The following is a 16136-nucleotide window of genomic DNA, read 5'->3' as shown; positions in this document are numbered from 1 at the left end:
CCACGTCACCTCCTCGGGCAGTTGACGCTGCCACGGGTGGTTCCGCCCGTGGGCGATTGAGTAATTACACAGTGCTTCATGGCGCCGTCCTCAACAGTCCCGTAGTTGTACTCGATCTCGGTTGGGATGCCGCTATGACTGTTGCCGTAGTGCGGCACTACGGATATGGCCAGGTGCTTACCGGACTTAATGGCGTTCCTGATCTCCTTCTCCACGCCATGGTTGAGATACGGGGTGTTGGTCTCTTCGTACTCCGCCACCAGGTTCCGCAGGTCGATTCCAGCGCCACTTGCTGCCGCGGGGATCAGATGCCCGTTGGCGGGTTCGTAGCCCTGGGAGCGGATCTCATTCATCCCCGGAGGCTGCGTGGAGCCGTTGGTATTGGTGCCGGGTGCCTTGCGGCCCTTGTTGTAGTCACTCCTGTCGAGCAGACCGTACACGCCCGTCGCGCGGCACTCGTCTTGTTGTTCGTAGGTGTCGTAGTACCGCTCCCGAGGCAGGTAAACCGCGTGTCCGGTCGGGCTTACCCCAGGGCCGACGTCGCACTTGTCATCGTCACGATTGCGCCCATTGTTCTTCCCTCCAGGGTTGTTAACAGGTGCGGGCAGCGTCTCCAGCCCATCCTCCGGGGTGAAGGCCGCGATACCCAGCAAGTCCAGCATCGCTTGGGCTGTCACCGTCATCGTGGTGGCCTGACCGGTGGTCCACGTAGCAGCCGTCCAGATAGGTACGGCCGGCAGTCGCGTAGGCGCTGGAATCGGGTTCAACCCATTGTTGGGGTTCTGGTCGATCGGAGGCTTCGGAGGCTTGACAGGGGTGCCGCACGACCCGTTGCACCCGTTGGCGTACCCGCCACCGCCACCGCTTCGGCCGCCCCCGCCGCCGCTGCTGCGCAATCGCGCGGGCGCCGGATGCCCGCTCCGGGAGGTGTAGCTGTAGCTCGGCTTTCCGGCGAAGCTCGCCGCCTGCTGGCTGAGGGCCGAACCCAGCCTCTGGTTCATACAGCGGTTGATGATGCCGATCCAGCAGTCGTCGTTGCCGATACTGTCGTGCCCCATCGTCCACGTCGACCAGAAGACCCCCACCGGGCTCCGGGTGACGAATGACACCCCCCAGTCGAACACGTCCCAAATGTCATGGCCAGTCGGGTCGATTCCATTGAGCGGGCTGGCGTTTCCGTAGAGGTAGCGATTGCCCCGGGCAGCTGGACTCGGGTCCAGGAGCCATGTGTCGCGTGAGGTGAAGGTGCCGGTTCCGGGCTGGTACCAGCGGGCGGCCATGTTGACGTCGCCATTGGTGGGGTCGGTCCAGCCGGACTGGTAGCCGACGGCGGGCGTTGTGCCGTTGGTGGCTGTCTCCTTCCCGAATGGGTCGTATGCCGTGGAGCCGGAAAGCTGTGCACCGTTGGGGGTCAGGGCCGCGATCAAGTCGGTGTGCTGATCAGTCAGCGCCCACTGTTTGGTCGTGCCGGTGGAGGAGGATAGCAGCCCGCCTTCAGGGGTGCGGTTATAGGTGCTCGTTCCGTCGTCGGCCAGATTGTTCGAGCCTCCGTCGTAGACGAAGGTGGCGTCTCCGCGAGTCTGGACGCGATCCAGCGAGTCGTACGAGTAGGTGACCCCGGCGTCGGTGATCTTTCGCTCGAATGCATCGAAGGTCGCCGTGCGGAGGGTGCCAGAGCCATCGTCTACTGCGGAGAGGGCTCCGCGCGGACTGTAGGAGAAGACCGCGCCGCCGTCCGTGAGTTGGCGGTTGCGGGCGTCGTAGGTCGAGGTGCGTGTTCCGGCCTTCGTCCGGTTGCCGGCGGCGTCCCACTCGTATGCGGTGGTCGTGGAGCCCTGGGTCCAGGATTTCATGCGTCCGGCGTCGTCGTAGGTGTAAATGTTGGTGCTGGCGCCAGCCGTGCCGGTGGTGATCTTCGAGGTCAGCTGTTCGTCGAGGTCGTAGCCGTAGGCGGTGGAGGCCAGGGTGGCTGTGCCGTCCGGCTTCGTGATCTTGTCCGAGGTCAGCCGGCCGAGGTCGTCGCGGCCGTAGGTGCGACGCTCCGACTCGGCCCAGGGGGAGGAGTCGTTGGGCTTGGTGGCGTACCGCTCCAGCGACGGCCGGCCGGCAGCATCGTAGTCGTACCAGATGCCGTTTCCGGTGACGGAGTCCCAGGTCCAGTCGAGGCGCCCGGTGCTGTCGTAGGTGTAGTCAGCTGATCCCGCCTTCGTTTGGCGGTGTGTCATGTGGCCGTCGTCGTCGTAGGTGTAGCTGGACGTTCCGGCCGGGCCGTCAGCGGTCAGGAGCTGGCCGCGGTCGTTGTAGGTATAAGTATTGCGGTTGAGTGGGTTGGTGGACGCGGCTGCGGTCAGGTTGCCCACCATGTCGTACTCCAGTGACCGGTCCGTCGTGGTCGCCTCCGCGCCGGTGCCGGACTCGTGGGTGATACGGCCGAGGGCGTCGTAGGTGCGTTCCCGCTTGACCCCGCCTGGCAGCAGATCGGTGACGGGCTGACCGGCCTTGTCGTAGAGCGTGGTCCAGGTCCGGTCGCCTGTGCCCGGGTGGGCGGTGGTCGAGGGTTCGACAGTGGACTCCGGCAGGCCCCACGGGGTGTAGGAGTACGTGGTCGAGTTGCCCCGGCCGTCCGTCAGGCGTGTTCGGTTGCCTGTTGAGTCGTACCCGAACGTTGTGGTGATCGAATTGGTGCCGGTGACAGGCTCCACTTGCTTGGTCAGCTGCCCGAGGGCGTTGTAGGTGTAGGTCGTACGGGCCTTTGTTGTCGCCGATAGCGTGGCGGTGCGGTTGCCTTCGGCGTCGAACTCTGCCGACAGTGTGCGCAGCGCGGTGGTGCCGGTGCCGTATTCGGTCGTGGCGGTGGTGTCGCCAAGCGCGTTGTACGAGTTAGTGGTTCTGCGGTTGGTGGCATCCGTGGTACCGGTCCGGCGGCCGAGACCGTCGTAGTCGAACTTGGCAGTGCCGGCCGGGTCGGTCAGGGATTTTACTTCGCCTGCCGCGTTGTAAGTGGCAGTGACAGTGATGCCGCGGGGCGACACCGATGCGGTCTCGTTGCTCGCGTCGTCCCAGGTATAGCGGTTGGTCAGGGTCCGTGCGCTCGGGTAGCGCTCGACGGTTGTAGCCGTCAGCCCTCGTCCGATCTCGTCGTACGTGGCCTCGGTCCGCGCGCCCGTTGGGCCTGTCGCGGACAGTTGTTGCCCGGTCGGCGTCCAGGTGTAACGGGATACTCCGCCACCGCTGAGGTCAGTGAACGACTCCTGAAGCAGCCCCGGTTGGGACAGTTCCTGGAGTTGTGAGGGAGCGGCGGCCGCTGGGTCGGTCTGGCTGGTGAGGTTGCCGAGTTGGTCGTAGCTGTAGCGCGTGGCGCGGCCGAGCGGGTCAGTGACCGTCGTGGGACGGCCGAGAGCGTCGTACGTGGTGCGCGAGACGGCGGTCAGCGGGGCGGTTCCACCGGGCGGGGTGTAGTCCGGAAGGGTCACGGCGATTGTGCGGCCGAGCCGGTCGACCTCGGTTCGGGTCACCTGGTTGCGGGGGTCTTTGATCTCGGTGGCCTGACCGAAGGTGTTGTATCCGGTGCGAGTGACCGGCTTGACCGCGTTCGCGGATCCGCCGTTCTCCTCCACCTGCACCTGAGGTGCAGTCTGCTGGATCGGTCGGCCCAGCTCGTCGTACTGGTAAGTGGTGGTGAAGTCGGCGGGGTCCGCTCCAGCGACATTACCTCTCGGGCTGACTGTGGTCAGTGTCAGGCCGCGGGCGTCGTAAGTGTGCGTGGTCGTATGGGTGCTGGTGCCGTCGGTGACGGTCTGCTTCGTAACGTTGCCCGCACTGTCGTACTCCGACGCCAGGAGCAGGGTCTTGGCACCATCGATAGTTTGCGTCTGCTCTTTGGCCCGGTCGTCGCTGTCGTAGGCGATGGCGGTGGCACGGTTCAGGGTGTCGGGGGCGAGGACTCTGCGCGTGGTGCGGCCCAGGGCATCGGCGGTGAACGTCTGGGTGGCTGCGCCGTTGCCGGTGACTTGTTTGGTCAGGTTGCCAGCCGGGTCGTAGGTGTCGTTCTCCAGAACAATGTCGTGCTTGGTGCCGTCACTCTGGGTTACCTGCTTGGCCGTGGTGGTGGCTGGCAGCCCGTCGTTGTAGTAGGTGTGGGCGGTGGTGGCGCCCATGGCGTCCGTGGTGGTAGCCAGCCGTCCGGCTGGGTCGTAGGCGTTGGAGATCATGGTCAGGTCTCGGGTTTGACCAGATGGGTCGCCGGTCCAGTCTCTGAGGACTGTTGTCTCGTGTTGTCCACGAGGGGTGTAGGTGTACGTGAAGTGGTTGCCTGCCGAGTCAGTCGAGTTCGTGACACGGCCGAGTACGTCGTGGCCATAGGTGGTGGCGTTCTGCTCGGCGTCGGTGGTGCTGTCGTTCAGGCCGTGTGAGTCGTAGTGGTGCGTTATGGTGCGCTTTGTGTCGCCGCCGGTGAGGTCTTCGGTGCTCTCGGACAGCTGGTTGCCGTCCTCGTCGTAAACACGGGTGACTTTGGCGGTGTGGGTTGTGCCGGTGATCTCGTTCTTTACGCCCACACCTGTCTCCGCGACGATACGCGAGCCGTCGTCGTATCCGAATGTTGTAGTCACGCCATTCGGATACGTGTCGGAAAATTGGGTATCAGTGGTCTTTCGGCCCAGTCCGTCGTACGTGAAACTCGTGGACAGCCCTGATGGTGAGGACACTTGCATAGTGTCGCCATTGGAGTAGTAGCGGTACCTGGTGGTGGAACCGCCTGGCGATACCTGCGTCGCGACTAGTCCAGCCGGCATCGTTCCGTCGTCGGGCGCAGCTTCATTGCCCGTGGTGTAGGTAGTGGTCGCGCTGCTGTTGTCCGCTCGGACAACGCTCAGAGACAGGCCCTGAGCGTTGTAGGTGTATGCCGTCTTGTACGTGTCGTCCTTGTAGTCCCGAGACCGCGGGTCTCGGTAGGTCAGGAGCTTGTCATTCCGGGGGTCGAGCGGATTGCTGGCGTTCAGGTAGTAGGAGCGGAAGTTCGTCCAGCAGGAGTTCGCGTCCCGGCAGGTCGTGTGCGAGACGACGTTTCCGCGCGCGTCGTGGCCTGTGACGGTTGCGTGCCCGTTCGGGTCAGTGACGGTGTGCAGGTTGCCTGCAATGTCGTAGGCATAGCTGGTCACCGCTCCGGCGACGTCCTTTGTCGCTACGACGCGCTGACCGTGCAGAGCGTCGTAACTGGTGGTGCTGGTGTGCTCTTTGGGGTCGGTGACGGTCACCGTTGACGTAAGACCGGATACGGCGGTCTCGGCCTGAGCCCGGTAGTGGGCTGCCACTTCGCCCGCTGTGAGGGCTCTTCGATAGAGGGCGGGTTCGTCGATGTCGCCTTGCAGGTAGTAGGTCCCGTTGTCCACGCCCATCCAGCTGCTGCTGGCATATCCGGCACCGATGTAGGCGTATGGCCGGGACTGCTCGTCGATTGGCCCGGTGATCGAACCGACCCTCACACCGTCCAGGTAGAGCGACTGTCCTTCCGTATTGCCGCTCAGGACGACGTGGTGCCATTGGCCGTCAGTGACTTTCCCGGCCGTGGTGATCGGTCCCTGCGCGCCGGAGACTCCCAGCTGCCTGAACTCGCCGCGAAGTTTGCCGGCCGGGTCGATATTCAGCACCGGGCGCCAGGATGAGGGCGGCGTCTGACCGATAGGGACCTCCTGGAGGCCCACCAGCACTGCCGAGGGGGTCGTCGTCCGGAACCATGTCTCGACGGAGGCGTCCCTGGCACCGGTCAGAATGTTGCCCGGTATTTCAACGCTTGCCTTACCGGCAAGGTGCACGGCTGTGTCATCGCCGGAGCCGAATACACCCCCCGTGTTGAGCGCCGAGGAGCCGTCGCCGTGGTAGGTCGCCGACCATGCGGAGCCACCGACCTGGCTGGCCAGCGCTGTGCCGCTCTCCTCGTCGACCCTCCAGTAGGCGGCCGGTGCGTCTGCCGTCACCACTCCGTGGTACTGGGGTGCGTTGCCACTCACCAGGGCCTTTCGGGCCTGGTAGTGGGCCGCAGGGGCGGAGGTTGAGGAGGTGATGGGATTTGTCCCGGCGGTGGATGTGGTCCAGGACACCAGCGACCGGTCGTAGAAGGCAACCTCGTCAATCTCACCGGTGAAGTTCCGGTATCCGTCGGTAAGGCCGTCCCAACCCGAGGAAGCGTATCCGCCGCCGATGAAGGCATGCCGGTGGCGGAGTGACGCCACTCCTGTCTGCCCGGCGCCCTGCAGGTCGCCGTCGAGGTACAGCGCCTGAGCGCTGGCGTTCCCTGTCAGCATGACATGGTGCCAGGTGTCATCAGTGACCGTTTGCTTGGACAGTAGTGATGATGCGGTTGGCTGGAACTTTCCGCGCAACTTGCCATCGGGGGCGATGAGCAACATCGGTCGCCAGCCGCCGGTGGGGACTTCGCCGAACTCGGTGCTCTGCATGGTTGCCAGGACGCCTGGGGTGCTGGTCTTGAACCACAGTTCCACTGTCATCTCGGTGCCCTCGCCGAATGAATCCGAGGGCACTTCGACGGCAGCGTCACCGCCGAAGGTTGCTGCGGTGTCGTCGCCGTCGGCGAAGATGCCGGTACCTCCGGGTCGTGCACCGTCGAGATAGATGCCCTTGAGTGCGTCGCCGAGCGGGCTGGCAGCTTCAGCGCCACTGCGCTCTCCCAACCGCCAGTAGCCGGTGGGGTTGGACCGCTGGATCGTGTCGGCGTAGGAGGATGAAGCTGTCGAGTACGAGGCTCCTGAGATCTTCCAGTTGCCGCCGCTGTCGTCGGTGTGCTGGCTAAGCCGCCCGCTGACCGGGTCGTAGGAGGCAGTGGCGTGCACGCGTCCGGAGGGCAACGTGACCTTCGTTATCTGTTCGGTTGCCGACCGGGCGGCGTAGTGCTCGGCGACGGTCGCCGCGTCCACCGGGTGGTTGTAAATTGCTACTTCGTCCATCTGGCCCTTGAAGTGGTACTCGCCGGTGGCCACGCCCATCCAGCTGCCGCTGGCATAGCCGGCGCCCAGATATGCGTAGTCGCGGGACTGGTCCGACACTGCACCGTCGATTGACCCGACCTTTTTGCTGTCGAGGTACATCGTCTGGCCCGTCGCAGTGGCTGTCAGGACGGCGTGGTGCCAGACGTTGTTGGTCACTGCTGCGCTGGAGGTAATGGGGCCAGTGGCGCCGGACACACCGGCTCGTCGGAATTCGCCACGCAGCTTTCCGGAGGGATCAATGTTCAGCACCGGTCGCCACGAGGACGTCGGAATCTGGCCGACCTCGATCTCCTGAAAACCGACGAGTACTCCGCTCGGAGTGCTGGTCTTGAACCACAACTCGATCGTCGGGTAGGCAGCGGCCTTAAGCGTGTCTGCGGGCAGCTCGACCACGGAGTCTGCGCCGTCGAAGCCGACCGAGGTGTCCGCGGTGCCCGCGATCGCCGGCCCGGTGCCCAGTTCGACATCACGGTAGAGAGCGGTGTTCAGACCCGTACGTGAGACAGCCTCGCTGGCCGCAGTTGACCCGTCGCTCTCACCCAGCCGCCAGTAGGAGGTGGGGGCTGCATCCAGAACACTGCTGCGGTAGACCGAACCGTCACCGTACTCGTACACCGTGCACTTCGTACTGGATGAGGGCGGGCACACCTTGATCAACCGGTCGCCGTCATACGTGTAAGACCACGTCAGCCCCGGTGCGCGCCCGTCAATCGGGCTTGTAGTCACAGATCTGACATGGCCGCCTGACCAGGAGAATGTCAGCGAACGCCCTGACAGGTCATCTGTGACCTTACTGACCTGGCTGTTCTGCTCGACCTCGTACGCGACGGACTGACTTCGTCCCGTCGAACTAGTGACCTGCGCCGGTACGCCGCTCGGCATGAAGCGGTAGGTGGCGCCCGAACGTTCCCGCAGAACCCACCTGCCATCCGTATCCCGCGTGAGAGACATAGATCCCCCGGACGGGCCGGTGTATGTACCATCGGTGTTCCTACCGAACCGGGCCTGAGAGCCGTCAGCCATGGTCAACAACGCCGTCGAAGTTTCTGGCTCCTCTCTTACTCGCATGTCCCAACGCGTTGACCAGCCCGCGCCGAACGCGCCATTGGTGCGCGGATCCAGGGAGTTGTAGGTACGGGTCACCGCCAGTTCCGGACCTACCGTGGAGATCGCAGCGTCGGTGGCCGCAGTGACGTAGTTGCCCGCCCGGGCCCCCATTTCCTTGCCTTCGTCGCCCCCGCCGAGGTGGCCAGTAACGGTCGGCTGAGGTACTTGCGTGGTCAAAAGCGCCGGACCAGGACGAGCGGAAGTGGCACTCCCGTCATAGGTGTACGCGTACCAGGCATATGTTTTGCCCCACGACAACCAGCCACTGGGGACGGCCCACTGCTGCTCCTCGCTGCGAGCACCCGTCCGGCAGCCTTTGCGAAGGTTGCTGCCCTCGACCTCACAGACCTCAAAGGCGTACTGCAGAGTGGACTTGGGGTAATGATCTGCGTCCGTACCCGCGGCCCAAAGCGTAGGTGCGAGCGAGTCGGCGGTCACGCCGCTGCCCGGCGACTCGGCTGTCAGCTGCGGCGGTATGTTTACCGAGGAGATCTTCACGGCGGGACTCGGTACACCGGAGGTGTTGAACCGGCTCACCCCGTAATCGGTCATCGTCCACTGCACGGTGTACGTGGCGGGGGTCAGGGCCGCAATCTTCGCATCCAAGGTCACGGTCTCACCGGGCGAAATGTCCTGAGGCATCTCCGTGTAGGCGATCTTGGAAGCGTCGGTGATTTCCTTGCCCGCGGCGTCGTACAAGTTGTACCGCAGCTTGTACTTGCCGTTCTTGGGCCAGGTCTCCTGACCCTGATTGGTGACGGTGACCTTCTCTGAACCCTGGCTCGTGCCCGTGACCGGGGCGGTGAAATCACCCAGCTTGTAGGCTGCGCCGTACTTGGTCCAGGTCACATCGAGGCTTGGCTTGCCGTTCGGGTAGTCGTCCGATCCGAACTGCTTCCAGCCCTTGGAGTCACTGGTGGAAGCCTTCACCGCAAGGCCGTAGTTCTTCTTGCGGTTGTGGGTCCAGTCATCCACCAACTTGCGGCCGGCGGTGCCCAGCTTGATTGTCTCCCACGCGGCACCGCACGACCAGGTCGTGGTGCCCTCCGGGCGCCAGCCATGCGCGAAACTTTTTGAGGCGAGCGAGGAACCCGTCGCGGGTCCCGGATACTTCGTCGTCGTGGACTCGGACCAGTTCGAGGTGATCGGGTGCACGGTCACGGGACGTGCCGTGCAGGACTGCGACCAGGTGTTGTAGAGCGCGAGGTTCGCGTTGAGAACCCAGGCGTTCTTCAGTGTGCTCTCCAGGCCGGAGAACCGCAGGAACGCCGCAGCCTTGTGGCTTCCCCCGTCGTACGTGCCCGCCTTCAACACGGTGTCGGAAGCGAAGTTCTGGTTATACGGCGACTCGACGTAGGTGCCTGATGTGGCGTCGAACGACCGGACCGATGGATCTACTCGGACGGGGAAGACTCGCTCCGGCGCGTCGAGCCAGTCTGCGTCGAGCTTCATCACTACGACCTGGCGGCCGTTCTGCTCGGTCAGGCTGTACGTGACACCCGAAGAGACCTCACCCTCCTGGGAGCCGTCCGTGGAAGCGGAGTCCTGCATCCACCCCGCCGGCATCCACGCACGCCTTATGGCGTCAGCGTCGGTGAACACGATGCCGCCGTCACTATCGGTCTGCGCTGCCAGGCCCTGAAGGTGCAAGGGGAAACGCCACTCAGTAGGCGCGTCCTTGCCCTTGAGGATCACGGTCTCCTTCACCGAGGAACCGCCGGCGACGAGTTCCAGATCGGAGCCGTCACGCAGATCCGGGTAGGTGACCGTGCTGCCGTCCGTATCTCCGACGGCAGCGCTCGCACCGTCTACCGCGTAGCCGACCGACAGCCCGTTTCCGAGCACCATCTGCACCAGCGGGGCAGCGTCAGCAGTATCTCCGAACGAGATCGGCGACTGCGTCGAGTCCGTTTCCCAGCCCGGATCCCCCGCACTCATGCTCCGTTCGCCGTCCGACCCGTCGACACCCTGGCCTCTCACCAGGGTGGTGTCGATGGGCTTCCAGCTGCCGTCGTCAGCCCGGAAGTTGACCGGCTCGTCGTAGAAGCGAGTCGTAAAACTGCCGTCATCGTTGAGATAGGTGCGTTGCTGCGCCGCACGCTCAGCCTTCAGCTCCCTGCTGCGCTTGGCACTGAACCCCTCGGGGACGGACGCGTCGGGCATCTGGATGCGTTCTACGGGACCAGGCATTGGGGCCTTGGCTGCACTGGCCAGGTGCACGGGATGTGGTCCCTCAGCTGCGGGCAGTTCCCCACGGCCCATCAACGGGCCAGCGTGGCCGCCCTTTGCCGCTGCATCCGTGGCATCCGTCGACGCGGTGTGGCGACGGCCTGCAGCCGAGCTCCACTGCTGATCTGGGGAACCGGCGGCCTCTGCCGCCAGCTGACTGGCAGCCAACGAAACCTGCTGTGTCCCGGCCAACACGGACACGACGAAGGCAACAGCAACAACAAGCGGACGCGCTGGACGCACAGATTCCCCCACCTCAAACGATCAAGACAGGAGCACTTTCTAAGTGTTCTCACGAAGACTTCACAAGAGGGTCACATGATTCCGAAAGCCTGAAGTGATGTTACTCACATAAATTCTAGTTACGAATCTATGCAAAAGGAGCGGCCTAGGTAGTTGATGTCCCGACCTGCGGTTGCGTCGCCGTCCCGCCCTTGGAGCGCAACCGGGTTAGGCGGTGTCTTGATTGGCGATCGTTCGTTGCACTAGGCATGGACATAGTTGTGCGCCTGGTGCCGGACGGGTTGTGGGAGATCTTCCAGGACGTGGTGCCGGAGCCGCCGGTACGCGCCCAAGGTGGAGGCCGGCGGAGGTGCGATAGTCGCGCGGTGCTGGCCGCGATCGTCTTCGTCGCTACCTCGGGCTGCACCTCGCGGCAGGTGCCACCGGTCTTCGGGGCTTCCTGGCAGACCGTCCATCGACGCTTCACCGAGTGGTCCACGGCCCGGGTCTGGGCCAAGCTGCACCGCTCGACCGGCCCGAGACCGCCACCTTGCTCCGGATAGCCTTGGCGGTGAGCTCGCAACACGCTGTCCATGGGTGAGTCGCAGGCGAGTCAGAGGCTGGCCCACCTGCGCTCGTGGCAGATGGACAGGCAGTGCCGCTCACTGCCACGTCAGCGGCCAGGAACATAGGTCGGCGCTTCCGGGCATCGCGACGGCTATTCGTCTGGGGCTTCGTCTCCCTGTTCTTCGGGCGGCGCCGACCGCCTGTGCTGGGGATGGTCGAGATCCAGTTGCTTCGCTGCATGCAGAGGCGCGGGGAGCTTCTGACCCTTCGCACCCCTTGTCCCCCGGACGGGAACTCGCGACGACAGCAGAATCATGATCCGGCCGACGACCCGGAAAACCGGACAGTGGGCCGAAGGCCGACGGATGCCGGCACGGAACGGGATGGGGGAGTGGGGAACGGATGCGGGCAGCGGAGATCGTCGGGGTGCACGGGATCGGGCAGTCTAGGACCTCGGGGGAGAGCAGTTGACCCGGGACTGGGGTAAGGCGCTCGGGCGCGGCGTCAAGGAGTTCGCGGACCGGCCCGCCCGCCCGCTCACGCTCCGCATGCCGCACTGGACTTCCCTTCTCGCCAAGGGCACGGACCGGTTGGGGCCGCAGGACGACATCTACGGAGCATTGATGACAGAGGCGGAGGAACAGTTCGTAGCGGAGGCCCTCGGTGACGTCGTCGGGCCGCAGGATCTGGCCTACGCCGACGAACAGCCGCTGGCCGTACTCGGCCCGCCGAAGCTCTGGCCGTCCCGGATCACCCGACTGTTGATGGCCTACGACCACCGCTTCCCGGGCGGTGGCGGGCAGTTCTTCGATGCAGGTCCTGGCGGCGGCGGAGCGGCCCCCGAGCCTCAAGGCGATCTTCGTCAGCGGCGGGCACTACGACTTCTACGAGACCACGTACCACGGCGGCATCAGGTGGTAGGTGGTGTCTTGTGGCGTCCACGTGGTCCAGTTCGACGCTGTTCACGCGGGTTTGGTCTCGGTGGTCCAGGTGCGTCCTCGTTGTTGGTGACACGGACGTGACAGATGTTGCCCCCGTCGGCCTGCGGGGCTGCTGGCGCGGTGCTGGGCGGCCGTGGCCTGGGAGATGCTTCCGGTAGCTGGGGATCGCCCCAGAATTCGAACAGCTGTAGGCATCGTGGCGTGGGATGGCTACGATCGCAGTCGCTCGTCCGCGACCTGTTGTGGGTGCAGATTGTGCAGCGAGAGGGCGGTGGGTGACCGATGCGGAGCTGTTCGGGGAGGTGGTCGATGATCGTGCGAGTGTCCGTACTAGCCTTGCCGTTTGTTTGGGCGCGTTCCCGTGTCTAGGGCCGGTTGAGGTCCGTTGGCTTTGTTGCTGAGGCTGCTCCCGGTGGCGCGTGGCAAGCGGTAAGGATGGGCGCGCACAGCCCTGCTGGAAGAGCGTCGATGCGGGACGAGAGCGGGTTGGTCGATGGCAATCGCGGCACGAGAGTCCTTGGGCGTGGTTGCGGGAGCGCTGGCTCCCGGCGATCTCGTACCCCGCGAAGCGAGCCTGGCGGTCGTTGAAGCCTTGGGGGCGAAGGTTGTGGCGGCCTACCGATTCGAGGCGCGAGAGCGGGAGCGGCGGGCGGCTGCGGGGATGAAACCGCTGACGCGGCCGGATGCCTTGAACCTCTTGATGGCGCTGCCACTCGGAGAGCCTGTTCCTGCCGGGTCACTGAGCGACAGGGAGCGCCGAGCGTTGAAGTGCCTTCCGAAGGGGGCTGTGGTTCGGCGCGACGGATTGATTACCCGTCTGGCGACCCAGCCGGTGCATGTCGACATGGTGTTCGTGTCTGGACGCGGCTGGGAGTCGGCGATGGAGCAGGCCGAGCGGTTCACGCCATTCACTGCTCGTGCCGTACTGATCGATGGTGTGTTGAGGCGCAAGGAGGAAGCTGTGATGCGTGCAGCTTTCTATGGCATCGGATTGCTCCGTGTCCAAGGGGCAACCGTGGAGGTTGTTGTGCCGCCGAGCCCCTTTGTTCGCAAACGTCATACGGTGGCCAACTGGAAGTTCCTGGAGGATGTCCACCGTCAGCTGTCCTAAGCTTTCTGCCCGATTTCGATTAGGGAGAGACGGGCAGCGTTGCCCACGTCTTCAGCGGCGGCGGTACTTGGAACCCGGACCTGGGGCTTGCGCCCACTTCGATGCGTTGGTTTTCCAGTCCGTAGCGGTCGACGGCTGCCGCGCATTTGTTGCGCCACCACGTCTTGCGCTCGCTGCCGGCGCGGTGGCTGGCCATGTCGCTGACCCATTCGCTCCAGGTGAGGATGTTGTGGTTCTCGGCCTCACGCCGCGTGTCGCCGTCGGAAAGGTAGAAACGCTCGAGACCGCGCCCGTCGCACTCCTCGCAGTCGCAGGTTGCCGGGTCGGCGTTGCCGTAGACGTTGGACAGAAATTCGGCGCCCTTGAAGCACATTAACTGCGGCATTAGGACGTGCGGGTATGTGGGCCCGCCGCCGCGCTTTCCTATCTGGGGTTTCTCGTCGGGCGGTATCGCGTGGCGGAGCGAGCTTTGGGCGCCGATTCCCGCACAGAAGGCGCCGTGCGCCATCACGTCGAGGGCTGCGAGGTCTGTGCGCAACAGTGACATGTGCTCGACCTCGGTGAACAACCGCCGGAGGTTGGCCGGAATGTCCTTCGCCTGTTCCAGCGGGTCGAACTGGCGGAAGAGGATGAGGGCTTTGGGGTGGTGGATCTTGGCGCAGACCGCGATCAGCTGACTGATGTTCTCCCGGTTGAGCCAGGTGGCGTCGATCGGGAGGGATATCAGGGTGTCTGCTCGCTCGATTCGGTTGGCTTCCCGCATTACTGCTTTGAGCGTCCGGGAGTTCGCCGGCGGTATGTAGCCGGTGGGCGTCAGTGCTGCGCTTGCCCCTCGAGCCTTCTGGAAGTTCAAGGAGTCGTGCACGGTGGCGAACAGTTCGTCGGGAGGCGCCATGAACGGTTCCTCCGCCGTTGCCGTGTACGTGGTGTAGGCGGCGCTGTCGATCAGGAGAGTTCCTGTGTAGCCGACATCGGCGCGGAGCTGGAAGGCGCGTGCGTCGGCGTTGGCGCCGGTCATGACGACACCGCTCAGGTCATCATCAAGGGCAGGACGAGGTCGAGGGGTGTACCGGGCATGTTCGTGCAGTAGTACGCGTCCCTGCAGGAGCGGCACCGCTGCCACGGTGTGGTCGAGCGTCTTCACGGCGGGCGGCCGCCGCCTCGGATCGGGGGCGTTGCTCATGAATCACCTCGCAGAAGGGTCCGGCACGTCCTTGTGTCCGGACGAAGAAGCGCACAGGTAGATCTCGTGGAACTCCTCACACCCCAGACCCGCCAGGTGAGCGGTCTCGGTCGCACTGAGGTGGTGCTGTCCTGCAAGCCGGGTGACGGCCTGAGTGATATGGCGCGGGGTCTCGCGCCGGATGACGATCGGTTCGCTTGTGCGGTAGCCGAGTGCGGACAACTCGACCATGAGCGTGCGGTACTGCCATTCGGTGATCACGCCCAGGTCCACAGCCCGCCGGATGAGAGCGGCCATGGAGACTCCCCAGCGGGCTTTCAGATCCATGAGGCGGGCGATGTCGATGCCGGGCTTCAGCTCGCTCAGGATCTCCTCGTGCGGCATGAGAAACTCGGCGGCGAACCGGTCGGCTTGTGCCTCCTGAGTACGGCCCTCGCCCGGTTCGTGGTGCATGATCAGATGGCCCAGCTCGTGAGCGAGGCTGAAGCGTGAACGATCACCAGGCACAGTGGAGTTGAGAAGAACCAGTGGCGTCCGGCCGCGCGGCCACTGGCTTACAGCGTCGAGTCCCGTGGTGCCGAGATCGCGGGCTACGACCAGGGTGCCGGCGTCTTCGAGCACCTCGACCAGGTCGGCGATGGGGCCGGCGGGAACGTTCCACTCTTCGCGTACCGTCTCCGCGGCGTCCGCGGGGGTGTCGAAGTCGTTGACCTCAATGGGCCTGAACCGGTGGGGATGGCTGAGGTCTGCCGCCTGCGTTACCGCTTCGACCTGGAGGCGGGTGAGCGCCAGCGTCGCATGAATCCGTCGCAGTGCGGGGGCGCCCAGTGAAGCCCGCTTACGGTGGTGGATCAGCCCGACGCCTGCCCCGGCAGTATCGGCGGCCTGGCACAGCATCTCGGGGGTGAAGCGAAGCGCGGCCGCGAACAGGAGCACCCGCTCCGCCCGGACCGGGATGCGTCCGGCTTCGGCCCGGCTTACGTACCCCTGTGAGATGCGTTTGCCCTCCACGTGCGACATCTGCTCCGCAAGCTCGGACTGGGTCCACCCTCGAGAGTCGCGTGCCAGGACGAGCATGGCGGGATCCGCCAGCAACTCCTCTCGATCACTCACGGTCCACCTCCATCCCTTGCAAGTCTCAACTCCGCTGAGGATACACGGTTTTATCCCTCAGAATATTCCGGACATGATCCGTAAGGTGTCATGCCTTCAGGGATACCACGCGCCACTGACAGTCCAACTGCACGTCTGGTGAGCGCTGTTGAGTGAGGGAGGGCTTCATCGGCATCATCCGCCCGAGACGGTGGATCGTTGCGCAGATCAGGAGGTCGCTTCGCGGAGGAACTTAGGGTTGCCATATCGTGTTCGTCACGGCTGTATCTCTCGCATGTTCGCCGCCATCAACGGCGGACGACGTCAGAAACCCCGCCAGGGCCCGGGTATCCGACCGAACACCTATGCGGAGCGGACGTGCGTCAGGCCATCTCCCAGTGACACAGGTGCGGAACATCGCTGCGCACGCGGAGATCACTCATGGCGCGGGATCGCCTGGACCCGAAGACTTCGTTGGTTTCGCACACGCGGAGATCGCTCTGTCGGGCGACAGGCCCCGGAACGAGAGTGATGCAGTCGACGGGCCGGTATCAGAAGACGTACTGAACGCTGTCGTGACGGTGCTGGCGGACTGGGCCCGTTCGCCCGGCGGCTGGGCCAGCGGCTTCCGCTGGTTTCGTTGGACGCTGCATCGGTACGCCGATGTTGGGCTCGGTGGA

At 64.7% G+C, this 16136-nt stretch carries 4 protein-coding genes and 1 pseudogene; 2 read left to right on the top strand and 3 right to left on the bottom strand.

Features of this window, described 5'->3' with window-relative positions; genetic code table 11:
* Positions 1 to 5: 5 nt before the first annotated feature.
* Positions 6 to 10274, bottom strand: coding sequence for a LamG-like jellyroll fold domain-containing protein (locus tag OG959_RS04480; RefSeq protein ID WP_326656724.1), 10269 nt, complete (start codon positions 10272 to 10274; stop codon positions 6 to 8).
* Positions 10275 to 10831: 557 nt separating this feature from the next.
* On the opposite strand from OG959_RS04480, the pseudogene OG959_RS04475 reads away from it, so the two are divergent.
* Positions 10832 to 11089, top strand: a pseudogene (locus OG959_RS04475) (transposase); the annotation flags it as partial.
* Between the two features lie 1474 nt (positions 11090 to 12563).
* Positions 12564 to 13181, top strand: a complete 618-nt coding sequence (locus OG959_RS04470) for a hypothetical protein (RefSeq protein WP_326656722.1) — start codon at positions 12564 to 12566, stop codon at positions 13179 to 13181.
* Positions 13182 to 13200: 19 nt separating this feature from the next.
* Here OG959_RS04470 and OG959_RS04465 read toward each other — a convergent pair whose 3' ends face one another.
* Both OG959_RS04465 and OG959_RS04460 read right to left on the bottom strand, forming a co-directional pair.
* A complete protein-coding gene (locus OG959_RS04465) occupies positions 13201 to 14364 on the bottom strand; it encodes a hypothetical protein (protein WP_326656721.1) in 1164 nt (387 codons plus the stop codon).
* A 3-nt stretch (positions 14365 to 14367) separates the two neighbouring features.
* Positions 14368 to 15441 (bottom strand): ImmA/IrrE family metallo-endopeptidase, encoded by a 1074-nt coding sequence (locus OG959_RS04460; protein WP_326656720.1) that lies wholly within the window; start codon positions 15439 to 15441, stop codon positions 14368 to 14370.
* Positions 15442 to 16136: the final 695 nt, after the last annotated feature.

This window comes from Streptomyces sp. NBC_00385, from assembly GCF_035917155.1.
GTDB classification, from domain to species: Bacteria; Actinomycetota; Actinomycetes; order Streptomycetales; family Streptomycetaceae; genus Streptomyces; species Streptomyces poriferorum.
The sequence above is the reverse complement of the archived record's forward strand: the minus strand, read 5'-3'. Positions and strand labels throughout refer to the sequence as shown.